Origin of the sequence: Pseudomonas sp. BP01 (genome assembly GCF_022760795.1) — a bacterium.
In the GTDB taxonomy this organism is placed as follows: Bacteria; Pseudomonadota; Gammaproteobacteria; order Pseudomonadales; family Pseudomonadaceae; genus Aquipseudomonas; species Aquipseudomonas putida_Q.
Map to the genome: position 1 here is coordinate 133,900 of NZ_JAFBKA010000015.1, position 22,027 is coordinate 155,926.

Sequence of the window (22,027 nt, forward strand, 5' to 3'; positions counted from 1 at the left end):
TTATCTCCGGTTCGGGTTGAAGGTGCTCGGCAAGGTGGCCCAGCAACTGTCGTAGTCGGCCTGCAATTGCGGGCACTCAAGGGCCTGCTGGCTCGGGCGCAGCACTTGGCTGGTCTCGAACATGAAGGCCATGGTGTTATCGATCTTGTGCGGCGCCAGGTCGGCGGCAATGGCTTTTTCGCAGGTTTCGGCATCGGGGCCATGGGCGCTCATCACCCCGTGCAGCGAGGCGCCACCGGGCAGGAAGCCCTCGGCCTTGGCATCGTAGGCACCGCTGATCAGGCCCATGAACTCGTTCATCAGGTTGCGGTGGAACCATGGCGGACGGAAGGTGTTCTCGGCCACCATCCAGCGCGGCGGGAAGATCACGAAGTCCATGTTGGCCAGGCCATGCACGCTGGTCGGCGAAGTCAGCACGGTGAAAATCGACGGGTCCGGGTGGTCGAAGCTGACCGTACCGATGGTGTTGAAACGGCGCAGGTCGTATTTGTACGGCACGTTGCTGCCGTGCCAGGCAACCACATCCAGCGGTGAGTGCTGCAGTTCGCAGGCCCAGTGCTCGCCAAGGAACTTCTGCACCAGTTGCACCGGCCCTTCGGCCTCTTCGTAGTGCGCCACCGGGGTGAGGAAGTCGCGCGCGTTGGCCAGGCCGTTGCTGCCAATCGGGCCCAGTTCCGGAATACGCAGCGGTGCACCGTGGTTTTCGGCGATGTAGCCACGGGCCTGGCCGTCGAGCAGTTCGACGCGGAACTTCATGCCACGTGGAATCACCGCGATTTCCAGCGGCTCGACCTCGAGCACACCCAGTTCGGTGGCAATGCGCAGGCGGCCCTGTTCCGGCACCAGCAGCAGTTCACCGTCGGCGTTGAAGAACACCCGCTCCATGGAACGGTTGGCGCGGTAGATGTAGATGCTCACGCCGGCCGGTTTTTCCGCGGCGGCGTTGGCCACCATGGGCAGCCAGCCTTCGATGAAATCGGTCGGCTCGGCAGGCATCGGCTGGGGGCTCCAGCGCAGGCGGTTGGGGTTGATAGCCCCCAGCGGGCCGCTCAGCGGCTGGCGTGACAGGCGCTCGAAACGCGGGTGCAAGGCAGACGGGCGAATACGGTACAACCAGGTACGGCGCAGCTCGCTGCGGGCCATGGTGAACGCCGTGCCCGAGAGCAACTCGGCATACAGCCCATAGGGCGCCTTCTGCGGCGAGTTCTGCCCGACCGGCAAGGCACCCGGCAGCGCTTCGCTGGCAAACTCGTTGCCGAAGCCGCTGAGGTAGAGAAGGTCGGGTGATGTGTCGCGAGTCATCGATGCCTCCGGGCTCTGACCGAGCCGTTGCTGGCAGCTGGCTGCTGGCCCGATGCGGGGTGACAGCGCGTCTGCATTGTTTTTATCGTAATCAGATTACGAATAACGTAATTTGCTACGCGCATGGCGTCAAGCTATAAAGGCGCGACTCGAAGAATCCGGAAGCAGATGTCCATGACCAAAGCCAGCTCCTCCGCCGACAATGGCAAGCAGAAAGTCCGCTCGGCGGAGGTTGGCACAGACATCCTCAAAGCCCTTGCCGAACTCTCCCCCTCCACCTCGCTGTCACGCCTGTCGGAACATGTGCAGATGCCGGCGAGCAAGGTGCACCGTTACCTGCAGGCGCTGATTGCCAGCGGCTTTGCCGAGCAGGATGCTGCCACCAACCATTACGGCCTGGGCCGTGAGGCACTGCGGGTAGGCCTGGCGGCGCTGGGCAGCATCGATGTACTGAAGATTGCCGCACTGCCGCTGTCGCAACTGCGCGACGAGCTGAACGAGAGCTGCTTCATTGCGGTGTGGGGCAACCAGGGCGCAACCGTAGTCAGCATTGAACCCGCAGTGCGTGCAGTCACCGTGGTCACGCAGATGGGCTCGGTGCTGCCGCTGCTCACCTCGTCCACCGGCCTGGTGTTCGCCGCCTACCTGCCTGAGCGCGAGACCCTGGAGTTGCGTGACCGGGAATTGGCTGCGCTGCGCCAGAGTGCAGACGATTATCAGGAGGTACTGGCGGGCATTCGCGAACGCGGCCTGCACCATGTGCACGGGCTGCTGATGCCGGGCGTGGATGCACTGTCGGCGCCCGTGTTCAATGCCATGGGGCAGGTTGCGGCGGTGATGACCGTGGTCGGGCCGACGTCGATCTTCCACGCCGACGAACATGGCCCTGCGGCGCAACGGCTGCTGGCAGCTGCGCGGGAAACCAGCTGGCGCATGGGCTATTCGCCCGCTGCCTGAGCGCCTGCGGCACTATTGCCCGATACGTAAAGGTGAATGTCATAAGCCGCTATTTTTCCTACGGGATCAAGCGCTTATTCTTAACTCACTGGCCGGCATGAAGGGCTCTCCCCCCGCTTTTCATGCCTGCGAGGTTCACCGACGTAGATTTTGAAGCTCCTTGATCTGACGTCTCGATTGGCCGCTGCGGCTTGCAGCGGCCTTTTTTTTGCCCTGAAAAATCTTCCGCCTGTGCTGGCCTCTTCGCGGGCTTGCCCGCGAAGAGGCCAGCACAGGCAATAAAAGTTCAGCTCAGCGGGTACTTCTGCAGGTTCGCCATCATCTGCTGCAGCGCCTGCAAACTGTCCTGCGGGTGCACCGCCCCCTCAAAGTCACCGATCCGTGCCCAGTTCTCGGCCACCTGCTCCGGGGTAAAGCCCTCGCGCGGATCAAAGCCCACCCCCAGGCTGCGCTCCCAACGCACCTTGCCCACCCAGCCGCCGCCTACTTCGAACAACTCACCCGTGCCCTGGCACTGCTCGCTGCCCAGGTACACCACCAGCGGGCTGACCAGCTCGGGCTTGAGCCGCTCGAATACCTGGGGCGGGATCAGCCCTTCGGTCATGCGGGTGCCGCCTGTTGGGGCGATGGCGTTGACCAATATGCCGTGCTTGCGCCCTTCGATCGCCAGGGTGCGGGTCAGCCCGTACAAGCCCAGCTTGGCCATGCCGTAGTTGGCCTGGCCGAAGTTGCCGTAGATGCCAGAGGTAGAAGCGGTGAAGATCACCCGCCCCCAGTTCTGCTCGCGCAGGTGTGGCCAGGCAGCCCGGGTGACTTTGTAGGCCCCTTCGACATGCACCTGGTAGACCTGCTCCCAGTCGCTGTCGTCCATCTTGTGGAACGTCTTGTCACGCAGGATACCTGCATTGTTCACCACCACATCGACCCGGCCGAAGCTGTCCAGGGCCTGCTCGACGATGCGTGCGCCCTGGCTGACCGAGTCGTGGTTGGCGAGGGCGATGCCACCGGCGGCGCGGATCTGCTCCACCACCCGGTCGGCGGCCGAGGCGCTGGCACCTTCACCGTGGGCAGTGCCGCCGAGGTCGTTCACCACCACCCTGGCGCCACGTGCGGCGAACAGCAACGCATGGGCACGGCCCAGGCCACCGCCGGCTCCGGTGACAATCACCACGCGATCTTGCAGACGGACAGGCTCGCTCATGCTCATGGCTCCAGGCAGGTTCAGGTAAGCCGAGTGTCCGCCGCCAGCAACGGGCGGACAATCAAGCTCACGCAGGCTGAATGCCTGGCAATAACGCAGGGCGATGAGGCCCGGTCAGGACCACGCCACTTTCTGCGGGTAGAAGCTCACAAGCTGCTCACGAAAGGCCAGGTAGTGACGCAGCACCTGCACTGGCGCTTCAGTGTGCGGGTAATGGCCGATGCCGGGTAGCTGCACGGTGTCCGGCTCCGGCACCAGTTGCCGGTAGCGCTCGAGCATGTGCGCGCCGGAAAGCGGGTCGACCACACCATTGATCAAGCGCAGTGGCACGCCTGTGCGCTGCATTGCCCCGACCCAGCGTTCGCGATGCAATCTGCGCTCGGGCATGTAGCTCGCCAGCTTGTGCAGGATGCGTGTGCCCCGGTTGGCGGTGATCAGGCTCCAGAAATCATCCAGGGCACTTTCGCTGGGGTGGGTGCAAGGGCCGTAGACTTGGGTGACGCTGCGCACCAGGTCGTCACGCCCGAACGAACGCCCGACCAGCCAGCCGAACCGGCTAAGCAGCAGCTTCTGGATCAGCAGCATGCGGCAACTTTCGGGGAACAGCCCGCTGTTGAGGAATACGCAGCTGGCAATGTCGGCACGCTGTTCATGGTGGCGCGCCAGCAATTCCTGGGCAACGCTGCCGCCGTAGTCGTGGGCCAGCAGGTGCACCGGCTGGTCGACCTGCAGGTGGCCAAGCAAAGCCTGCTGCAAGTCCGCCTGCTCCATCAGGCTGTAGGCGTGATCGACCGGCTTGGCCGAATCGCCAAAGCCGAGCATGTCGCAAGCGATCACCCTGAAGCGTTGGCTCAAAGGCCCCCACAGGTAGTGCCAGTCCCAACTGGCGGTGGGGAAACCGTGTAACAGAAGCAGGGGCTCTCCTTGCCCTGCGGTCCAGTAGCGGATGCTCTGGCCCCGGAAAGTGAAACTCTGTCCCCGGGTACGCCAGACGCACAATGGAATTTCGGCCATAGGCATCAGAACGGTCCCGGTGAAGTGGTGTTGGCGGAATAGGGCAAGGCTGCGGTCATTGCATGTCACCTCGGCACATACATGTGCTCTCTATGTCGAGGCAGAGTCTAGCCAGCAGCCCAAAGCCTGAAACTTGCGTTGCCAGCCAGCTTGATGACTGAGCGAGTCAGTGGCACGAACGGTCAGAGCAGCATGGCCAGCAGCGGTGCCGCGAACAGGTTCAACAGCCCGGTCAGGACCATGACCAGGCCGGCCACCGAGCCTTCCTCACGGCCCACCTCCTGTGCCCGGCTGACCCCGGCACCGTGCGCCCCAACGCCAAACAGCGCACCCCGTGCCAGGGGCGTGCGCAGCGGCAACCAGCGCAGCAGCACGCCACCGAACATGGCGCCGAGCACGCCGGTGAACATCACGAACACCGCCGTCAGCTCCGGCACGCCACCCAGGTCATGGGCCAAGGGCATGGCAAACGGCGTGGTGATCGAACGCGGCACCAGCGACAGGCTGGTTGCACTGTCCAGCGCCAGCAAGTGCGCAAGGCCCCAGGAGCTGGCGATCGAGGCACTGCTGCCAGCCACCATGCCCACCATCAAGGCCGGCCAATGGCGCGCCAGCATGGCCCGCTGCTGCCAGATCGGCACCGCAAAGGCCACGGTCACCGGGCCAAGCACGCTCATCAACCAGTGGGTGTTGCGGGCATACTCGGCATAGGCGGTATGCAGCGGCACCGCCACCGCCAGCAGCAACACGGGTACCAATATCAACGGCGACAGCAGGTAGCGCTTGCTGCGCCGGTACAGCCAGCGGCTGCCCAGGTATGCCAGCAAGGTCAGGGCCAGCCAGAACAGCGGCATGGGTTCAAGGCTCATGGCGCACACTCCAGCGGCACACCAGCTCCACGGTCATGGCAGTGACCACCATCACCATCAGCGTGCTAACGGCGATCACCAGCAAGATGCGCCAGCCCTCTTCACGGATGAGCGAGCCGTAATCCAGCAGGCTCATCAGCGCCGGGATGAAAAACAGCAGCATCTCGGCCATCAGCCAACCGGCGCCCAATTGCAGCATGGCCGGCTTGAGCACACCCGAAGCGAACAGTATCAGCAACAAGGCCAGGCCCATCACGCCGCCGGGGATCGGCCAGCCCAGCCAGGTGGCAAGCTGGCCACCAAGCAGGAACAGGGCACAAAGAATTGCCAGCTCGACAAGCAGGCGCAGGGCTTTTTTCAATAACGCGGGTTTCATGATGCGGGTTCCTCGACAGGCCCTCATTTTAAGATTCGGCTGCCTAGGCCAGAAGCGAATTGTTAGACTTATTGCCATTCCAGAATGGAATTCAGAGCATGGAATTCAAACAGCTGCGCAGCTTCATCGAAGTGATCCACCGCGGTGGTTTTACCCAGGCGGCCCAGACCCTGCACATCAGCCAGTCGGCCGTGAGCAAGCAGGTGGCCCAGCTGGAGCAAGATGTGGGCCAGCCACTGCTGGAGCGCCAGGCCTCGCAACTGCACCTGACGGCTGCCGGGCGCATTGTGCTGGAGCGTGGCGAGGCCCTGCTGCGTCAGCGCCAGGCACTGCTCAACGAGCTGGACGACCTCAGCCAGATGGAACGTGGCGAGCTGCGCCTGGGCTTGCCGATGCTGGGCAGTGACGCCTTGTTCGCCGGCTTGTTCGCCGAGTACCGGCGGCGTCACCCGAACATTGCGATCCAGTTGCTCGAAGGCGGCAGCCGTAGCGTCGAACAGGCAGTCAGGAGCGGCGAACTGGAACTGGGAGGCAGCCTGACGCCCAGCGACCAAGCGTTCGACTACCAGCCGTTCTGCAACGAACCGCTGGATGCCCTGCTGCCGGCTGGCCATGCCTTGGCGGGCCTGGACGGGGTGGACCTGGGGCAACTGGCCGATACCCCGTTCCTGCTGTATCAGCGCAGCTTCGTGCTCAACGACCGGCTGCTGAAGGCGTGCCAGCAGCAAGGGTTTACACCGAAGGAAGGCGGGCGCAGTGGCCAGGCGGATTTTTTGGCAGCGTTGGTGGCGGCAGGCCAGGGCGTGGTGTTGCTGCCCCGGGTGGTGGCAAAAGCGCTTGAGCGCCCCGGGGTGGTGCGTTTGCCGCTGCGTTCGCCGCAGGATTTGCGTTGGGATATTGCCTTTATCTGGCGGCGCGGGGCATACCTGTCACGGGCGGCGCAGGCGTGGTTGGCGTTGCTGCGCGAGTGGCCGGTGCCGCGCAGTAGCTAATGATTGAGCCAGTGCCGGCCCTTTCGCGGGTGAACCCGCTCCCACAGGGACACCACAGTTTGGGAAAACTGCGCCCTACATGTGGGAGCGGGTTCACCCGCGAAGAGGCCAGGACAAGCGAAAATGCCCCGTCAGGCTTTCAACGCTTGAAGCAGCTCCGCCAACCACGGTTCGGCATCGGCTTCCGGGGTCACGGTCTCGCTGGCATCCAGGCGCAGCATCGGCAGCACTTCGCGCACGCCCAACTCGGCAAACAGCTCGCGCATTTGCTCGCCACCACCACAGTAGGTGTCACCGTAGCTGGCGTCGCCCAGCGCAATCACTGCACCCGGCAGGCCACGCCATGCCGCAGGCAGGGTGTCACGAATGGCGCAGTACAACGGCATGAGGTTGTCCGGCAGCTCGCCCATGCCGGTGGTCGAGGTCACGGCCAGCAGCGCGTCTGGGGCAAAACCTTCAAGATCCTGCAACGTAGCACGCGCCGCATGCCAGGCCTCCAGGCCAGCTGCCTTCAGCAGCGATTCAGCATGACGGGCGACTTCTTCGGCGGTGCCATAGACCGATCCGGAAATAATGGCGACTTTCATCGGGTAGAGGATTCCGAAACTGAGTGAAAACGTAGGATACTAGCATTCAGCGCTGGCAAAAGGCCGCCTCTACCAAAGCGGGCCTATCATAGGTATTCAGAAAAGACGTCATCCGCCAGGTCGCGGAGCGGGAACGGGCCTAACTGCGCGTTGGTCTGAAAACCGACGAACGTGCCTGAACCAAGTACGCCACGCACGGTCAATTCCGTTGAAGAAATCGCCACCACCGAGTTCGATCATGCAAGCAGACGCGCTCCTGACCCAGGACGAGCTGGATTTCATCCAGAGCATGCAGCATTCGCCGCAGTTGAACCTGGCCGACTCCATGTCGAGCCTGCTGGTCAATGGCGACCGTCGCATCCAGAGCTTGCTGACCCGCCTGGTGGCCAACGAACAGGTGACCTTGCAGGCCCAGTTCAACAACCAGCAGATCAGCTTCCCGCTGCAACTGGTGGAAGACGAGTTCCACGCCCTGCACTTGCAGCTGGGTTCACCGGAAATCTACGAAGACGGCCCCATGCTGCGTGCCTGGCGCCTGTCGATGGAAACGCCCAGCCCGCTGCTCGATAGCCACGATCAGCAAAGCGGCCTGTGGGTACGCGATATTTCGTTCAAAGGCGTACTGGTGGAGATCCGCGGCTTGCCAGCAGCGCCCACCCGCTTCGAGTTGCACTTCGCCCCGGGCGACATCAGCCCGATCGAATTGCATGGTGTACTGGGCCGGCGCATCGGCCCGGACCTGGCGGCCTACGACCTGGGCCAGAGCCCGGCCGAAGAGATCGACCGCCTGCGCGACTATATCCTCCAGGCCCATCGCCGGGCGCACCCCGAACTGCACACTCAGGTATCGAGCTGACCGGCCAGAAACTGCCGCAAGCGCTGGCGCATCACACTACCCTGCGCACCCAGGCAGGCGACCAGGCTGCCCGCCAGGTGGTCCTGTGCCACTTCCGCCGCTTCACCGGCCAGTAACAACGGGCATTCCAGCACCGCAGCCAGGCGCACCAGTTTTCGGGTGAGTTCCGCCGTGGGTGGCTGGTGGGAAAACAGCACCAGGGCATCCGGCTTCAGGCGTTCGCAGACCAGCGCCAGCTCCTGCAACGGCTGCCCGCTCGCCAATGGCGTCACACCAATCTCGTCGCTGCCCAGGTGCAGGCCGGTCACCAGCAACTCCAGCTCGTGGCATTGCCCCGGCAACGCGGCCAGCAGCACCGCGCGATCACGCGGCACGTGGGCAAGCTGCAAACGCGCAAATACCCGGCCACGCAGGAACTGGTCGAGGAACAGCCACTCGCTGGTCTGCCCATAGCCGCGCTGGCCAGCCGCCAGGTCGTGCCAAACCGGCATGAACACTTCGGCGAACACCTGGTCGACGGTGCTGGCGGCAAACACCTCATCGAACAGGCGGTCCAGGCCTGCCATGTCAAAACGCTGCACGGCCTGCCGCGCCTGCCGCTGCCAGGTCAACCAGGTGTCCGTTGCACCGCTGCCCTGTACGGCTAGGGCATGGCCGCGAGCGAGGATGCTGGCCACCCTACTCACGGCCACACCGCGCTCTAGCCAGCCGACGATACGGCGAATGTCATCGATGTCGGCCTGGGAGTACAGGCGGTGACCACTGTCGGTGCGGGTTGGCTGAATCAGCCCGTAGCGGCGCTCCCAGGCACGAAGGGTCACGGCATTGACGCCTGTCAGACGGGAAACTTCACGGATCGGAAAAAGCTCCTGCTGCTCAAGACCCACTTCGATCAGCGGATTACGTCCCTGTTCGTTCATCTGCACGGGGTACCCTGAGTGCGGAAGTTGAACGCTCATTCTACTACGTCAACACCGATCCCAGGGTGCAACCGTTTGCCGGCTGACATTTGCCGAAGATCACACATGCGCGATAATCCGCGCCCGATTCTTGCATGCACACCTGCGTTGCCCACCACCCCGGGCCACGCAGCCAAAGGGGCCAGCTACCCGCCAGCCCCGTTGCCAGGAGATACACGATGTCTACCCCACCCGTCACCTTGATGGTGTCGCGCCGCGCCGCCCATGGCCGCTACCAGGACCTGCTGGCCTGGCTGCATGAAGGCGAGCAGCTGGCCACCGACTTCCCCGGCTACCTCGGTTCAGGCATCCTCGCCCCGCCCCGCGATGGCGACGAATTCCAGATCATCTTCCGCTTCAGCGACGAACCCACCCTGCATGCCTGGGAGCATTCCGCCTCGCGCCGGGCCTGGTTACAACGCGGCAACGGGCTGTTCGAGCGCCCCAAAGAGGCGCGCGTCAGCGGCATCGACGACTGGTTCGGCACCAATACGGTGCAAAAACCGCCCCGTTGGAAGCAGGCCGTGGCCATCTGGCTGGCGTTCTTCCCGGTCTCGCTGGCGTTCAACCTGCTGTTTGGACCCTGGCTGGCACCGCTGGACCTGCTGCCCCGGGTAATGCTCAGCACCCTGGCCCTGACACCGGTCATGGTGTACCTGTTCATCCCCTTGTCCACCCGCCTGCTGGCCAGTTGGCTGCATGCCTCCCCGGCCACCAGTGGCGCCTTGCGCAGCCGCTGAGGCCAGGCCATACAACAGGGAAACAGTTCGGGTATGCTGGGCGGCAACCAAAGGACAGACAAGTTGACCGCCCCGAACATGAACAGCCCCATTCTCGTTACCGGAGCCAGCCAGCGCGTCGGGTTGGCCCTGGCCCTTGAACTGGCACAGGCCGGCCATACGGTGGTCAGTGCCAGCCGCAGCATCCAACCACAGACGGCGCACCCGAACATCGTGCAGTTCCAGGCCGACCTGTGCATGGCGGCCGACCGCCAGGCCCTGATCGACCACTTGCATACCCATTACGACGGCCTGCGCGCCATCATCCACAACGCCTCGCTGTGGCTCGATGACGGTCTCGACAACCTCGATACCATGTTCCGCCTGCACGTCGAAGCGCCCTACCACCTCAACCTGGCCCTGGGCGACATGCTGGCCAAGGTGGACAAGGCCGACATCATCCATATCTGCGACGAAACCTCTTCGCGCGGCAGCAAAAGCCACATTGGCTACGCCGCCACCAAGGCTGCGCTGCAGAACATGGTGCTGTCGTTCGCAGAAAAATATGCGCCCAAAGTGCATGTGAACGGTATCCTGCCCGGGCTGCTGATCCTCAAGGAAGGGGGCGACGAAGCCTACCGCCAGCAAACCCTGAAAAAGGCCCTGCTGGAGTTCGAACCCGGCGCCGGCCCGCTGATCGAGACAGTCAAGTACCTGCTCGCCAGCCAGTACAGCACCGGCAGCCAAGTGGTCATCAACGGTGGCCGCCACTTGAAGAACCGCATGACCTGAGAGAAGCCCATGACCCCACAGCAACAGCTAGAACTCGAAGCCGCCGCGTTCCGGCGCCTGGTCGAACACCTGCAAAAGCGCACCGATGTACAGAACATCGACCTGATGAACCTGTCCGGTTTCTGCCGCAACTGCCTGTCCAAGTGGTACAAGGCCGCAGCTGACGAGCGCCAGCTCGAACTGAGCCTGGATGACGCCCGCGAAGCGGTGTACGGCATGCCCTATGCCGAGTGGAAAGCCCAATACCAGAAAGAAGCCAGCGCCGACCAACAAGCGGCGTTCGAAAAAGGAAAACCTCGTGACTGATCTGAACTCCCTGCGCGCCAGCCTGGCCAGCGGCCAACATGTATTTGCCGATACCTTGGCGTTCATTGCCGACAACTACAGCTACCAGCCGCAGGCCTTCAACAACGGCGGCGTGGAGAATGCGGCCGGGCAGAACGAAGGTTCGTGCAAGACCCTGGGGCTGGCTTTGCTGGAAGGGCTGAGCGACCAGGAAGCGTTGCTGGCTTTTGGCGAGCATTACCGTGATGTGGTGGCCACGCCTGAGGGCAGCGACCATGGCAATATCCGTGCGCTGATCGAGCATGGTTTGGCCGGTGTGAAATTTGCCGGGCAGCCGCTTTCGCGCAAGGCTTGAGATAGCTGGGGCCACTTTGCGGCCCTTGCGTCGCGCAAGGGCTGCAAAGCAGCCCCAAAACATCGAATCCATCCTCAATCCATAAGGGTGCCAGGCCCACCTTCTTCCAGCTCTCCCTGCATCAACCACTGCAAGGCCACCGGCCACAGGCTCTGGCGGAACCGGTCATGGAAAAACGCGAAATGGCCAATCTCCTCGACCGAGATATCCACAGGCGCGATACGCAGGTGCCGGGCACCCTGTAGATAACTCAGCAACCGCTCGGTCGCCGCCACAGTGCCAAACGGGTCATCGGTCAAGCTGATGGCCAGCGTCGCTGCCTGGACATGTGCAAACGGTACCCTCTCCAGCCGGCGCCCACTTGGCCGGTGCTCATAGCGTGGCGTACGGGTGGTCCAGTCATTCACCACCCCCGCCGGGGTGTCTTCCATCCAGCCCAGACGCTTGCCGGGGAAGTAGCCCAAAGCGCGGGTAAGCAAAGGCATCACCACATGCCATTTGCCGAACAGCCGCCAGCGTTGATCAGCCGCGTAATCGCGCCAGTAGGCAAACTGTGCGCCTACCATCACTACTCTGCGTATCTGGCCGGCCGACGGTGCCAGGCCGACTGCGCAACCGCCGAAACTGTGCCCCACCACGTCTATTGGCTGACCGGGGAAATGCGCGGCCGCATGCGCCAACATCGCTTCGAAATCCAGACGGCCCCAGTCGCTCCACGATGCCTGGAAGCCACGCAACGAAGCCGGGCGGGATTCACCGATGCCACGGTAGTCGTAGGTCAGCACATCGCAGCCTTGGGCAAACAGGTAGTCGGCAAAGCGGGAGTAGTAGCGGCAACGTACCGAAGTGGCAGCGTTGATGATCACCAGCGGGCGCTGGGGGTCAGGCTGGGCGTGGCGCCAGATAAAGCCGCCGAGGCTGTAGCCGTCGGCTGTGGCTTGGCGAAAGTGGGTGGCGGGTTGGGTGAGGCTGCTCATGGCGCATTCCCTGTTGTTGTGCGCCAAAACTAGCAAAAAATCTTGAGCCTGTACTGGCCTTATCGCCGGCAAGCCAGCTCCCACAGGATTCCACAGGTCATGAGGCTTGTGGTGTACCTGTGGGAGCTGGCTTGCCGGCGATAGGGCCAGCGCGGTTCAGCTTACAACTCGATGCAGTCGAACTTCACATCGGTGGCCACGTCTTCGTCATAGTTGACGTCAGCGCGCTCGAAGCCGAACAGGTTGAGGAACTGCTTCTTGTAACCGGCGTAGTCGGTCAGTTCGAACAGGTTCTCGGTGGTCACTTGTGGCCACAGGGCCTTGCACTCGTTCTGCACGTCGTCGCGCAGTTCCCAGTCGTCCAGGCGCAGGCGGCCCTTCTCGTCGACTTCGGCCGGCGCACCATCGGCGCGATACAGGCGGTCGCGGTACATGCGGTCCAGTTGGTTCTGGGTGCCTTCGTGAACGCCTTTCTCTTCCATGATCTTGAAGACCATCGACAGGTACAGCGGCATCACCGGAATGGCCGAGCTGGCCTGGGTAACCACCGACTTCAGCACGGCCACGTTGGCGCCGCCTTTCACTTCGCCGGCCAGCTTCTGGTCCAGGCGCAGGGCAGTTTCGTCCAGGTCCTGCTTGGCCTGGCCCAGTGCACCGTGCCAGTAGATCGGCCAGGTGATGTCGCTGCCGATGTAGCTGAAGGCCACGGTGCGAGCGCCTTCGGCCAGCACGTTGGCGCCTGCCAGAGCGTCGATCCACAGCTGCCAGTCCTGGCCGCCCATGACGGTCACGGTGTCGGCAATTTCCTGCTCGGTGGCCGGCTCGATGCTGGCCTCGATGATGGTGTCCTTGTTGGTGTCGATGGCGGTCGACTTGTAAGGCTCGCCGATCGGCTTCAGGGCCGAGCGGATGACTTCACCGGTCTGCGGCAGTTTGCGCACAGGCGAGGCCAGCGAGTAGATGACCAGGTCGACCTTGCCACCCATCTCGTTCTTGATCAGCTCGATGACCTTGGCACGGGCCTCGTCGGAGAAGGCGTCACCGTTGATCGACTTGCTGTACAGGCCCTCGGCCTTGGCAAACTTGTCGAAGGCAGCGGAGTTGTACCAGCCAGCAGTGCCGGCCTTGGTTTCGGTGCCTGGTTTTTCGAAGAACACGCCCAGGGTGTCGGCCTTGAAACCGAACGCTGCGGTGATACGCGCTGCCAGGCCGTAGCCACTGGAAGCACCGATGACCAGGACCTTCTTCGGGCCATCCTCGCGCACGCCCAGCTTGCGGGTGGCTTCGATCTGGTCACGGACGTTGAGCTCGCAGCCCTTCGGGTGAGTCGTGGTGCAGATGAAACCGCGAACCTTAGGATGAATGATGGCCAATGTCTGTACCTCGTCAGGTTTATGCCGGGGAAACGCCGCTTGGGGCGATTCCGATTGATCAGAGGGTGAGACTACCCCCGCAGGTTATCCGACACATATTACGGGGTGATCAAAAGGATGCAAAACCAAGGTTCTCCTGTGCCGGCCTCTTTGCGGGCTTGCCCGCTCCCACAGAGGGTTCACAACCTCAAGGCCTGTGCAGTACCTGTGGGAGCGGGCAAGCCCGCGAAGAGGCCAATACAGGTCCCCTCAATCGCGACGCCGGCGACGCCCGGTGATCATCGACAACGGCAGGTTCTCGCGCAGGCGCACGCTCTCGACGATGGCCGCGAGCACATGGATACACACCAGCGCCAACACCGCATCGGCCAACCAGCTGTGCAGGTCGGTCGGCCAATCGGCGCCCCACAGTGCATCCACTTCCTGGGACGCCCACCCGGTCAGGACCAGGCCTGCGATACCGGTCAGCATCAGCAGCATCACCAACGCGCCAATCGGCGAATGCCCCAGGCGGTGACAAGGCTCGCCGCGCAGCAGCGTGCGGGCATGCCCGACCAGCCGCGCCGGGGTCGGCCAGAAGTCGGCCCAGCGCGCGCTGGGTGGCCCGATAAAGCCCCAGACTACGCGCACCACGACACAACCCAGCGCGTAATAGCCCAGCCACTGGTGCCAGTCGTCACCTTCTTCGTTGAAAAAATAGTCAGCGAAAAACACACCGGCGATGGAGAGATGGCACAGCCGCAGGAGCGGGTCCCACAGCTGCACCGTGCCGTCACTGTTCAATCGTGATACTCGGACTTGACCGCCTTGCCAGTCACCGGGTCATGGTAGATCTCGACCTTGCGGCCATCCTTGTCGAAACCATAGATCTCGTAGCAGTTGCCCTTGGTAACCTTGAACTTGTTGATCTTGTAGCCCTGTTCCTTGAGCTGCGCCTGGAACTTATCCTGGTCTTGCCAGGTGCTTTTGTCTGCGGTGGTGCATTGGGTGGCGGCGAATGCTGTGCTGCTGCCAATCAGAAGCGTCAGGGCGATCAGGATGCGCATGGGTATGGGCTCCATTCAGTTGAGTGAAACAGCACGAAATTCAGCTTAGTTGGATAGAACGCCGAGCGCCCATTGATTTGTTTTCCACATCAATCCGAAAGAAAAACAAACTTAACAAATGAGCCAAAGCCACCGATGCTTGAAGCATTACGCCCATCGCACGGAGAACAACAACATGAACGACGTGGTCATCGTCGCCGCTACCCGTACCGCCATCGGCAGCTTCCAGGGCGCCCTGGCCGCGGTACCCGCGGTCGACCTCGGTGCCGCCGTGATCAAGCGCCTGCTGGAGCAGACCGGGCTGGACCCGGCGCAGGTCGACGAAGTGATCCTCGGCCAGGTGCTCACCGCCGGCGCCGGGCAGAACCCGGCACGCCAGGCCGCGATCAAGGCCGGTTTGCCTTACAGCGTACCGGCGCTGACCCTGAACAAAGTCTGCGGCTCGGGCCTCAAGGCCTTGCACCTGGCCGCCCAGGCCATCCGCTGCGGTGATGCCGAGGTGGTGATTGCCGGTGGCCAGGAAAATATGAGCCTGGCCCCCTATGTGATGCCTTCGGCCCGAACTGGGCAGCGCATGGGCCATGGCCAGCTGATCGACAGCATGATCACCGATGGCCTGTGGGATGCCTTCAACGACTATCACATGGGTATCACCGCCGAGAACCTTGTGGATAAGTACGGCCTCAGCCGTGAGCAGCAGGACGCGTTCGCCGCCGAATCGCAGCGCAAGGCCGTGGCGGCCATCGAGGCTGGCCGCTTCGTTGATGAAATCACCCCGATCGTGCTGCCACAGAAAAAGGGTGAACCCAAAGTGTTCGCCCAGGACGAACAGCCACGCCCGGACACCACCGCTGACTCCCTGGCCAAACTGCGCCCTGCCTTCAAGAAGGACGGCAGCGTTACCGCTGGCAACGCCTCCAGCCTGAATGACGGCGCCGCCGCCGTGCTGCTGATGAGTGCCGCCAAGGCCAAAGCCCTGGGCTTGCCAGTGCTGGCGAAGATCGCCGCCTATGCCAGTGCCGGGGTAGACCCGGCAATCATGGGTATCGGCCCGGTTTCAGCGACTCAGCGTTGCCTGGACAAGGCCGGTTGGCAACTGGCCGAACTGGACCTGATCGAAGCCAACGAAGCCTTTGCCGCACAGGCGCTGGCGGTGGGCAAGGTGCTGGAATGGGATGCTGCGCGGGTCAACGTGAATGGCGGGGCGATTGCTCTGGGCCACCCGATTGGCGCTTCCGGGTGCCGGGTACTGGTGACCTTGCTGCACGAGATGATCAAGCGGGATGCCAAGAAAGGGCTGGCTACCTTGTGCATTGGCGGTGGGCAAGGGGTGGCGCTGGCGATCGAGCGCTGATCACCGAATGATTTCAGCAGGCCCGGCCTATTCGCGGGTTTACCCGCGAAGAGGCCGGCACAGGCAGCCGATGATCAAGCCGCAGCGCGGTTCTGTTCCAGCGCAGCAGCCAGCACCGCCACTTCCTGGCACTTCTGCACAGCCAGGTCCAGCGGGCAGCGCAGCAGCGCGCAAGATGGCGCCAGCCACAGCCGCTCTCCCAAACGCTCATGGGCATCGTGCAGCAGGTCCAGGGTGTGGCCCAGGTTGCAAGGCGCGGCGTTGACGCCGTCGACCAGGCCCAGTGACAGCACTTTGTAGGCCGGCAGGCGGTCGAGAATGGTCACGTACTGGTCGGGCGCCTGAACCAGGTCGATGTGCAGGCCATCGACCGGCAGGTTCGCGGCCAGGCCGAGGTTGCCGCCGAGGCCACCCGAGTAGGTGGCAATCAGCTTCTTCAACGGCGCGCGCTGAAGGATGTTATAGACGCGTTCGTAAGCGTTTTTCCAGTCCTGCGGCAGGTCTTCGGCGAGGGCCGGCTCATCGATCTGCACCCACTCGACCCCCAGGGCAGCCAGGCGGTTGAGATGCTGGTCATACAGCGGCAGCAGGCCGTCGAGGCGCTCCAGCTTGTCGACGCTGCCGTTGGTTTCGCCCTGCCACAGATAGGTCAATGGGCCGATCACCACTGGCTTGACCGCATGGCCCAAGGCCGTGGCGTGCGCCACTTCGTCGAAAAGTTGCGCCCAGCTCAGGTCGAACGGTTGGTCAAACCAGGCGAAGTCGCCAACGGGCAGCAGTTCGATACCGGCGTCTTTCTGCACCTGCCAGTGGCGGGCACGCAGTTCATGGTCGCGGCCGATGCGTGGAAAGCCCAGGTTGTGTGCCAGTGCCATGTCTTGTCCCTTCAGCATGCATAAATGAATGAGGGGATTGTCCGGTTGACACCGGTTTGAGACAAACTCATTAAATTTGAGATGAACCCAAGATTTTTTCATGATCATGGTGATGTCTCATTCAGAGCACCACCCTGCGCATCCGGACATGACCCCGCCCGCCTTCTGCCGCACAATGCCAGCCTGACCACACCAGGTGCCCGGCCACATGAGCCTGCTGAAAACCGCGCTGCGCGAACAGAACTTCGTCTGCGTCATGGAGTTCGTCCCCAAACCTTCCGCAGAACGCTTCGCCGCCATGGAAGCGATCATGGCCCGTACGCACCTGTGCGGCTGGCCGATGACCGTGGCCATCGGCGATCGCGTCGGCAGCCCGCTGGACATGTCGCCGCTGGACGCCCTCGCCTCTTTCAGCAACCCGGTACCTGCCCTGCCGCATTTTTCCGGCAAGGACCGCGAGCGTCACCACCTGCTCGGCCAACTGCAGCGCATGGACGCCGCGGGCCTCGACCAGCTGTTGCTGCTGACCGGCGACCGCCTGCCCGGCCACGAGCCCGGCCAGCGCCCGGTGCGCTACCTGGAATCGGTCGCCGCCCTGCAGATCGCCCGCCAGGCTTGCCCGCACTGGCTGCTGGGCGCTGCATTGAACCCGTTCAAGTACTGTGAGGAAGAAGGCGGCGCCCAGTATTTCAAGGCCGAGAAAAAGCTGACAGCAGGCGCCGACTTCCTCACCCTGCAACTGGGTTTCGATGCCGCCAAGCATCAGGAAGCCATGCACTGGATGGGCCGCCAGCCCACACCCAAGCCCATGCTGGCCTGCCTCATGAGCCTCACCCACGGGCGCGCGGCAATGCTTGACCATGTGGCCGGCGTTACCGTAACGCCGTCCATGCGTGACATGCTCGAAGCGGAGACCGCGCAGTCCAAGGCCTTTGCCCAGGCACGCAGCGTCGACCGCCTGGCCTTGCAGATCATCGGTGTAAAACTGATGGGCTACGCCGGTGTGCACCTGTCGGGGGTTCACGAACTCAAACAGCTGCTGGCCCTGGAAGCCCGTATCGAGCACTGGCAACCCCAGATCCACACGCTGGAGCAGTGGGCGCCCGCCTGGCAGGCCAGTTGGCAGATGCCCGGCCTGCCGGCAGTGATCTTCCACCCGCCACAAGCGGCCTGGCGCCAGGGCGAATTACGGGTCGATGCTTCCTTCAAAGAAAAAGCACGCTATCACCTGCTGCACGGTATGCATTCGCTCCTGTTCAGCCGCCGCAATGGGCTGAGCAAGGCATTTGGCTGGGCGGTACGCCGGCCGCTGTGGGCTACGCGCGTTGGTGCCCAGGTGCTGCATACAGTGGAACGTGCGGTGAAACGACCACTAGTGGGTTGCGATACGTGCGGCCGCTGCCGGCTGGAAGACACATTGTACGTCTGCCCGGAAACCTGCCCCAAAGGCCTGGCCAACGGCCCCTGCGGCGGTACCGCGTTGAACCGCTGCGAATTCGGCGACCGCGAGTGCATCCACAGCGTCAAGTACCGTACCGCCAAGGCAGTGCGGCAAACCGCTGTGCTGAGCGAGCGCCTGATCCCGTGCATCGATGTCGAAACCCGCCACCGCAGCTCGTGGCCGCAGTGGTTCCAGGCCGCAACGCCGCGCCGGCTCAGCCCGCAGCCAGCGCCTCGAAGCCAGCCCGAATCGTAGCCTCGGGCAGGTCATCGGCGATGAACACCATTACGCTCTCGCGGGCTTCACCCTCGGCCCATTCTGCGTCCCAGTCGAAACCGTAAAGCTTGAGCACGCCCTGAAACACCAGCTTGCGCTCCTCACCGGCAATGTTCAGCACGCCCTTGTAGCGCAGCAGCTGTTTGCCGTGGGTTTCCAGCAGCTCGTTCATGAAGCCGCTGAGGCGGTCGATGTCCAGCGCGGTTTCCGTGCGCAGCACCATGGTGGAGATACGGTCGGGGGTGGCGGGCTTGAGCACCGGGCGAAGCATCGGTTTCAGGTTCGCGCCCAGGTCGGGGTTGAGATTGAAACCACGCACATCCAGTAGCTCCGCCAGGTCGATACGGCCGTGTTCGACGACGCGGATGGCGGCCCGGCCATTGATGCGCGCCAGGCGCTCGCGCAGGGCCTGCACCGCAGCCGGCTCGGCCAGGTCGGTCTTGCTCAGCAGCAGGCGATCGGCAAAGCCGACTTGAGCCTGGGCGATGGTCTGGGTCAGGTGCAGTTCGGCATGAACAGCATCGACCAGGGTGATGATGCCGTCGAGGATGTAGCGCTCACGCAGTTCCTCGTCGATGAAAAAGGTTTGCGCCACCGGCGCCGGGTCGGCCAGGCCGGTGCATTCGATGACCAGGCGCTCGAAGGCGATCTCGCCTGCGTCCAGGCGTTCGAGCAACAGGTACAAGGCGCGCGTGAGGTCACCGTGGATGCTGCAGCACACGCAGCCATTGGCCAGGGTCATCACCTGCACCGGCTCGTCGCCCAGCAGCTGGCTGTCGATGCCGGCCTCGCTGAATTCGTTTTCGATCACGGCAATTTTCAGGCCGTGCTCGGCCTTGAGCATGTGCTTGAGCAAGGTGGTCTTGCCAGCACCGAGGAAGCCTGTGAGTACGGTTACGGGAATAGGCGTCTGCACGCAGAACATCTCCTGTGCGGAAAAAACAGTGGCCCCATCGCCGGCAAGCCAGCTCCCACAGGTACTGCACAGACCTTGTGGCCTATGCAGTACCTGTGGGAGCTGGCTTGCCGGCGATGAGGCCGGACAGGTCAACGCTTAGGGTTCAACAGCACTTGGGCCCGGACTTGCCGCCGTAACGGGCTTCCTGGCGTTCGCGGAAGAACGCCTCGTAGCTCATCACCGGCTTGTCCGGGTGCGTCTTCTGCATGTGTTCGACATAGTTGTCGTAGTCGGGCATGCCGACCATCAGGCGGGCTGCCTGCCCCAGGTATTTTCCCAGCCGACCCAAGTCGTTGAACATTATTGCAGTCCTCTCGATTACGCGTCAGGCAAGGCCTGGAACGGGGTTTCCTTGTCGCTGCGCTCCTTGCGGCCCCAGGCGGCGTAGCCAACCTTGATGGCGAAGAACAGGATGCTGAAGACCACCAGCAGGAACAGAATCGTCAGGCCCGCGTTGGTGTAGGCGTTGAAGATCACGTGCTGCATCTGCCCGATGTCCTTGGCCGGGGCCAGTACCTGACCGGCGTCCAGCGCAGTGCTGTACTTCTTGGCCAGGGCCAGGAAGCCAACGGCCGGGTTCGGGTCGAACAGCTTGATCAGGCCTGCAGCAGTGGTGCAGATCAGCAGCCACACGGCCGGCACCAGGGTGACCCAGATGTAGCGTTGACGCTTCATCTTGATCAGCACCACAGTACCGAGCATCAAGGCGATACCGGCCAGCATCTGGTTGGAGATGCCAAACAGCGGCCACAAGGTGTTGATGCCACCCAGCGGGTCGATCACGCCCTGGTACAGCAGATAACCCCACATTGCCACACAGCCAGCGGTGGCGAGCAGGTTGGCACCCCACGATTCGGTGCGTTTGAGCGCCGGCACGAAGCTGCCCAGCAGGTCCTGCAGCATGAAGCGCCCGGCACGGGTACCGGCGTCCACCGCAGTGAGGATGAACAGCGCCTCGAACAGGATCGCGAAGTGGTACCAGAAGGCCATGGTGTTTTCACCCGGCAACACCTGGTGCAGGATCTGCGCGATACCGACTGCCAGGGTTGGCGCACCGCCGGCACGGGCCAGGATGGTGTGCTCGCCAATATCACGGGCCACGGCTTCGAGCTGCTCAGGGGTAATCAGGAAGCCCCAGCTGCTGACCGTCTGCGCCACCGACGCAACGTCTGCGCCCACCACGGCGGCCGGGCTGTTCATGGCGAAGTACACGCCCGGCTCGATCACCGAAGCAGCGACCATGGCCATGATGGCAACGAACGACTCCATCAGCATGCCGCCGTAGCCGATGTAGCGGGCGTTGGTTTCGTTGTCCAGCAGCTTGGGCGTGGTCCCCGAAGAGATCAGCGCATGGAAGCCGGACACCGCACCACAGGCAATGGTGATGAACAAGAACGGGAACAGGGTGCCCTTCCACACCGGGCCGGTTCCGTCGGTGAACTGGGTCAGCGCCGGCATTTTCAGCTCGGGTGCGATGATCAGGATACCGATGGCCAGGCCAACGATGGTGCCGATCTTGAGGAAGGTCGACAGGTAGTCACGCGGCGCCAGCACCAGCCACACCGGCAACACGGCGGCGACGAAGCCGTAGCCCACCAGCATCCAGGTAATCTGCACGCCGGTGAAGGTGAACGCCGGGCCCCAGACCGGATCCGCAGCGATGACGCCACCCAGCCAGATCGAGGCCAGCAGCAATACCACGCCAACAATCGAGATCTCGCCAATGCGGCCCGGGCGGATGTAGCGCATGTAGATGCCCATGAACATCGCGATCGGGATGGTCGCCATGACCGTGAACATGCCCCACGGGCTCTCGGCCAGGGCCTTGACCACGATCAGCGCCAGCACCGCGAGGATGATGATCATGATCAGGAAGCAGCCGAACAGGGCGATGGTGCCCGGAATGCGGCCCATCTCCTCGCGCACCATGTCGCCCAGCGAGCGGCCGTTGCGGCGGGTAGACAGGAACAGGACCATGAAGTCTTGTACCGCACCGGCCAGCACCACGCCGGCGATCAGCCACAGCGTGCCGGGCAAATAGCCCATTTGCGCAGCGAGCACCGGGCCGACCAAGGGGCCTGCGCCAGCGATGGCAGCGAAGTGGTGACCGAAGAGGATGTGTTTGTTGGTCGGGACGTAGTCCAGGCCGTCGTTGTTGAGCACCGCCGGGGTAGCGCGGCGCGGGTCCAGTTGCATCACCTTGGTGGCGATGAACAGGCTGTAGTACCGGTAGGCAACCAGGTAGATGGCCACTGCCGCGACCACGATCCACAAGGCGTTGATTGCCTCACCCCGACGCAGGGCAACCACACCCAGCGCACAGGCCCCTATGACTGCCAGCGCCAGCCACGGAATGTGGCGTAGCAGGCTATTATTGTTGTTCATGGTTAGCTTCCAGCTGGTGGATTGGAAAGACCGCCCACCGAGTCTAGGGCGAGTCATCGCGCATTGCCACACTTGCTT

24 protein-coding genes are annotated in these 22,027 nt (G+C 63.2%); 9 read left to right on the forward strand and 15 right to left on the reverse strand.

Annotated features, from left to right (window positions below; translation table 11 throughout):
* Complete coding sequence (hmgA, locus tag JOY50_RS15555) at positions 1-1,302, reverse strand: homogentisate 1,2-dioxygenase (protein ID WP_132842527.1); 1,302 nt, start codon at positions 1,300-1,302, stop codon at positions 1-3.
* A gap of 174 nt (positions 1,303-1,476) precedes the next feature.
* On the opposite strand from hmgA, the gene JOY50_RS15560 reads away from it, so the two are divergent.
* The gene (locus JOY50_RS15560; RefSeq protein WP_132842529.1) at positions 1,477-2,259 is read left to right on the forward strand and encodes an IclR family transcriptional regulator; all 783 of its coding nucleotides are present in this window, start codon (positions 1,477-1,479) and stop codon (positions 2,257-2,259) included.
* Positions 2,260-2,545: 286 nt separating this feature from the next.
* Here the strand turns inward: JOY50_RS15560 and JOY50_RS15565 are convergent, their stop codons facing one another.
* The 4 genes from JOY50_RS15565 to JOY50_RS15580 all read right to left on the reverse strand — a co-directional run bounded on the left by JOY50_RS15565 (position 2,546) and on the right by JOY50_RS15580 (position 5,719).
* Positions 2,546-3,460 (reverse strand): SDR family oxidoreductase, encoded by a 915-nt coding sequence (locus tag JOY50_RS15565; RefSeq protein ID WP_132842531.1) that lies wholly within the window; start codon positions 3,458-3,460, stop codon positions 2,546-2,548.
* Positions 3,461-3,574: 114 nt separating this feature from the next.
* A complete protein-coding gene (locus JOY50_RS15570) occupies positions 3,575-4,480 on the reverse strand; it encodes an alpha/beta fold hydrolase (RefSeq protein WP_132842534.1) in 906 nt (301 codons plus the stop codon).
* 176 nt (positions 4,481-4,656) lie between these two features.
* Complete coding sequence (locus JOY50_RS15575) at positions 4,657-5,343, reverse strand: LrgB family protein (RefSeq protein ID WP_016497950.1); 687 nt, start codon at positions 5,341-5,343, stop codon at positions 4,657-4,659.
* Positions 5,333-5,719, reverse strand: a complete 387-nt coding sequence (locus JOY50_RS15580; protein ID WP_019471691.1) for a CidA/LrgA family protein — start codon at positions 5,717-5,719, stop codon at positions 5,333-5,335. The genes JOY50_RS15575 and JOY50_RS15580 overlap by 11 nt, the downstream gene beginning before the upstream one ends.
* Before the next feature lie 98 nt (positions 5,720-5,817).
* Between JOY50_RS15580 and JOY50_RS15585 the strand changes: the two genes are divergently transcribed.
* On the forward strand, positions 5,818-6,711 hold the full coding sequence (locus JOY50_RS15585; RefSeq protein ID WP_243055475.1) for a LysR family transcriptional regulator: 894 nt from the start codon (positions 5,818-5,820) through the stop codon (positions 6,709-6,711).
* A 131-nt stretch (positions 6,712-6,842) separates the two neighbouring features.
* Here JOY50_RS15585 and JOY50_RS15590 read toward each other — a convergent pair whose 3' ends face one another.
* Positions 6,843-7,298: a flavodoxin gene (locus JOY50_RS15590; RefSeq protein ID WP_019472692.1), complete on the reverse strand. Its 456-nt coding sequence runs from the start codon at positions 7,296-7,298 to the stop codon at positions 6,843-6,845.
* Positions 7,299-7,536: 238 nt separating this feature from the next.
* On the opposite strand from JOY50_RS15590, the gene JOY50_RS15595 reads away from it, so the two are divergent.
* On the forward strand, positions 7,537-8,154 hold the full coding sequence (locus JOY50_RS15595; protein ID WP_019472691.1) for a PilZ domain-containing protein: 618 nt from the start codon (positions 7,537-7,539) through the stop codon (positions 8,152-8,154).
* Here JOY50_RS15595 and JOY50_RS15600 read toward each other — a convergent pair.
* Entirely contained in the window at positions 8,139-9,074 is a 936-nt protein-coding gene (locus JOY50_RS15600) for a MerR family transcriptional regulator (RefSeq protein ID WP_138737481.1), read from the reverse strand. The genes JOY50_RS15595 and JOY50_RS15600 overlap by 16 nt on opposite strands.
* Before the next feature lie 218 nt (positions 9,075-9,292).
* Here JOY50_RS15600 and JOY50_RS15605 point away from each other — a divergent pair, with 218 nt between their 5' ends.
* From JOY50_RS15605 to JOY50_RS15620, 4 genes are read left to right on the forward strand one after another with little or no spacing between them, the layout of a single operon-like run.
* Positions 9,293-9,853, forward strand: a complete 561-nt coding sequence (locus tag JOY50_RS15605) for an antibiotic biosynthesis monooxygenase (RefSeq protein WP_132842540.1) — start codon at positions 9,293-9,295, stop codon at positions 9,851-9,853.
* A gap of 33 nt (positions 9,854-9,886) precedes the next feature.
* Positions 9,887-10,624: a dihydromonapterin reductase gene (folM, locus tag JOY50_RS15610; RefSeq protein WP_132842542.1), complete on the forward strand. Its 738-nt coding sequence runs from the start codon at positions 9,887-9,889 to the stop codon at positions 10,622-10,624.
* Positions 10,625-10,633: 9 nt separating this feature from the next.
* Entirely contained in the window at positions 10,634-10,930 is a 297-nt protein-coding gene (locus JOY50_RS15615) for a DUF1244 domain-containing protein (protein WP_132842545.1), read from the forward strand.
* Positions 10,923-11,264: a HopJ type III effector protein gene (locus JOY50_RS15620; RefSeq protein WP_165931617.1), complete on the forward strand. Its 342-nt coding sequence runs from the start codon at positions 10,923-10,925 to the stop codon at positions 11,262-11,264. The genes JOY50_RS15615 and JOY50_RS15620 overlap by 8 nt, the downstream gene beginning before the upstream one ends.
* A 74-nt stretch (positions 11,265-11,338) precedes the next feature.
* Here JOY50_RS15620 and JOY50_RS15625 read toward each other — a convergent pair whose 3' ends face one another.
* From JOY50_RS15625 to JOY50_RS15640, 4 genes are all read right to left on the reverse strand, one after another.
* Positions 11,339-12,241: an alpha/beta fold hydrolase gene (locus JOY50_RS15625; protein ID WP_243055476.1), complete on the reverse strand. Its 903-nt coding sequence runs from the start codon at positions 12,239-12,241 to the stop codon at positions 11,339-11,341.
* Positions 12,242-12,402: 161 nt separating this feature from the next.
* On the reverse strand, positions 12,403-13,614 hold the full coding sequence (fabV, locus tag JOY50_RS15630; RefSeq protein ID WP_132842552.1) for an enoyl-ACP reductase FabV: 1,212 nt from the start codon (positions 13,612-13,614) through the stop codon (positions 12,403-12,405).
* 249 nt (positions 13,615-13,863) lie between these two features.
* Positions 13,864-14,397: a cytochrome b/b6 domain-containing protein gene (locus tag JOY50_RS15635; RefSeq protein WP_132842555.1), complete on the reverse strand. Its 534-nt coding sequence runs from the start codon at positions 14,395-14,397 to the stop codon at positions 13,864-13,866.
* Positions 14,394-14,660, reverse strand: coding sequence for a PepSY domain-containing protein (locus JOY50_RS15640; RefSeq protein WP_019472678.1), 267 nt, complete (start codon positions 14,658-14,660; stop codon positions 14,394-14,396). Before JOY50_RS15640 ends, JOY50_RS15635 begins: the two co-directional genes overlap by 4 nt.
* A gap of 175 nt (positions 14,661-14,835) precedes the next feature.
* Here JOY50_RS15640 and JOY50_RS15645 point away from each other — a divergent pair, with 175 nt between their 5' ends.
* Positions 14,836-16,014, forward strand: coding sequence for an acetyl-CoA C-acetyltransferase (locus JOY50_RS15645; protein WP_132842557.1), 1,179 nt, complete (start codon positions 14,836-14,838; stop codon positions 16,012-16,014).
* Between the two features lie 74 nt (positions 16,015-16,088).
* On the opposite strand, the gene JOY50_RS15650 is transcribed toward JOY50_RS15645, so the two are convergent.
* Positions 16,089-16,889: a 5-methyltetrahydropteroyltriglutamate--homocysteine methyltransferase gene (locus JOY50_RS15650; protein WP_132842560.1), complete on the reverse strand. Its 801-nt coding sequence runs from the start codon at positions 16,887-16,889 to the stop codon at positions 16,089-16,091.
* Between the two features lie 208 nt (positions 16,890-17,097).
* Here JOY50_RS15650 and JOY50_RS15655 point away from each other — a divergent pair, with 208 nt between their 5' ends.
* Positions 17,098-18,585: a methylenetetrahydrofolate reductase C-terminal domain-containing protein gene (locus tag JOY50_RS15655; RefSeq protein WP_243055477.1), complete on the forward strand. Its 1,488-nt coding sequence runs from the start codon at positions 17,098-17,100 to the stop codon at positions 18,583-18,585.
* On the opposite strand, the gene yjiA is transcribed toward JOY50_RS15655, so the two are convergent.
* The 3 genes from yjiA to JOY50_RS15670 all read right to left on the reverse strand — a co-directional run bounded on the left by yjiA (position 18,545) and on the right by JOY50_RS15670 (position 21,949).
* A complete protein-coding gene (yjiA, locus tag JOY50_RS15660) occupies positions 18,545-19,522 on the reverse strand; it encodes a GTPase (RefSeq protein ID WP_132842565.1) in 978 nt (325 codons plus the stop codon). The two genes, JOY50_RS15655 and yjiA, sit on opposite strands and share 41 nt — an antisense overlap.
* Before the next feature lie 145 nt (positions 19,523-19,667).
* The gene (locus JOY50_RS15665; protein WP_003251633.1) at positions 19,668-19,865 is read right to left on the reverse strand and encodes a YbdD/YjiX family protein; all 198 of its coding nucleotides are present in this window, start codon (positions 19,863-19,865) and stop codon (positions 19,668-19,670) included.
* Between the two features lie 17 nt (positions 19,866-19,882).
* A complete protein-coding gene (locus JOY50_RS15670) occupies positions 19,883-21,949 on the reverse strand; it encodes a carbon starvation CstA family protein (RefSeq protein ID WP_019472672.1) in 2,067 nt (688 codons plus the stop codon).
* Between the last annotated feature and the right edge of the window lie 78 nt (positions 21,950-22,027).

Coding starts and splice junctions, on each gene's coding strand:
- hmgA (WP_132842527.1), bottom strand. CDS start 1,302: ATGACTCGCGACACATCACCCGACCTTCTCTACCTCAGCGGCTTCGGC.
- JOY50_RS15560 (WP_132842529.1), top strand. CDS start 1,477: ATGACCAAAGCCAGCTCCTCCGCCGACAATGGCAAGCAGAAAGTCCGC.
- JOY50_RS15565 (WP_132842531.1), bottom strand. CDS start 3,460: ATGAGCGAGCCTGTCCGTCTGCAAGATCGCGTGGTGATTGTCACCGGA.
- JOY50_RS15570 (WP_132842534.1), bottom strand. CDS start 4,480: ATGCCTATGGCCGAAATTCCATTGTGCGTCTGGCGTACCCGGGGACAG.
- JOY50_RS15575 (WP_016497950.1), bottom strand. CDS start 5,343: ATGAGCCTTGAACCCATGCCGCTGTTCTGGCTGGCCCTGACCTTGCTG.
- JOY50_RS15580 (WP_019471691.1), bottom strand. CDS start 5,719: ATGAAACCCGCGTTATTGAAAAAAGCCCTGCGCCTGCTTGTCGAGCTG.
- JOY50_RS15585 (WP_243055475.1), top strand. CDS start 5,818: ATGGAATTCAAACAGCTGCGCAGCTTCATCGAAGTGATCCACCGCGGT.
- JOY50_RS15590 (WP_019472692.1), bottom strand. CDS start 7,298: ATGAAAGTCGCCATTATTTCCGGATCGGTCTATGGCACCGCCGAAGAA.
- JOY50_RS15595 (WP_019472691.1), top strand. CDS start 7,537: ATGCAAGCAGACGCGCTCCTGACCCAGGACGAGCTGGATTTCATCCAG.
- JOY50_RS15600 (WP_138737481.1), bottom strand. CDS start 9,074: ATGAACGAACAGGGACGTAATCCGCTGATCGAAGTGGGTCTTGAGCAG.
- JOY50_RS15605 (WP_132842540.1), top strand. CDS start 9,293: ATGTCTACCCCACCCGTCACCTTGATGGTGTCGCGCCGCGCCGCCCAT.
- folM (WP_132842542.1), top strand. CDS start 9,887: ATGCTGGGCGGCAACCAAAGGACAGACAAGTTGACCGCCCCGAACATG.
- JOY50_RS15615 (WP_132842545.1), top strand. CDS start 10,634: ATGACCCCACAGCAACAGCTAGAACTCGAAGCCGCCGCGTTCCGGCGC.
- JOY50_RS15625 (WP_243055476.1), bottom strand. CDS start 12,241: ATGAGCAGCCTCACCCAACCCGCCACCCACTTTCGCCAAGCCACAGCC.
- JOY50_RS15640 (WP_019472678.1), bottom strand. CDS start 14,660: ATGCGCATCCTGATCGCCCTGACGCTTCTGATTGGCAGCAGCACAGCA.
- JOY50_RS15645 (WP_132842557.1), top strand. CDS start 14,836: ATGAACGACGTGGTCATCGTCGCCGCTACCCGTACCGCCATCGGCAGC.
- JOY50_RS15650 (WP_132842560.1), bottom strand. CDS start 16,889: ATGGCACTGGCACACAACCTGGGCTTTCCACGCATCGGCCGCGACCAT.
- JOY50_RS15655 (WP_243055477.1), top strand. CDS start 17,098: ATGAGCCTGCTGAAAACCGCGCTGCGCGAACAGAACTTCGTCTGCGTC.
- JOY50_RS15665 (WP_003251633.1), bottom strand. CDS start 19,865: ATGTTCAACGACTTGGGTCGGCTGGGAAAATACCTGGGGCAGGCAGCC.
- JOY50_RS15670 (WP_019472672.1), bottom strand. CDS start 21,949: ATGAACAACAATAATAGCCTGCTACGCCACATTCCGTGGCTGGCGCTG.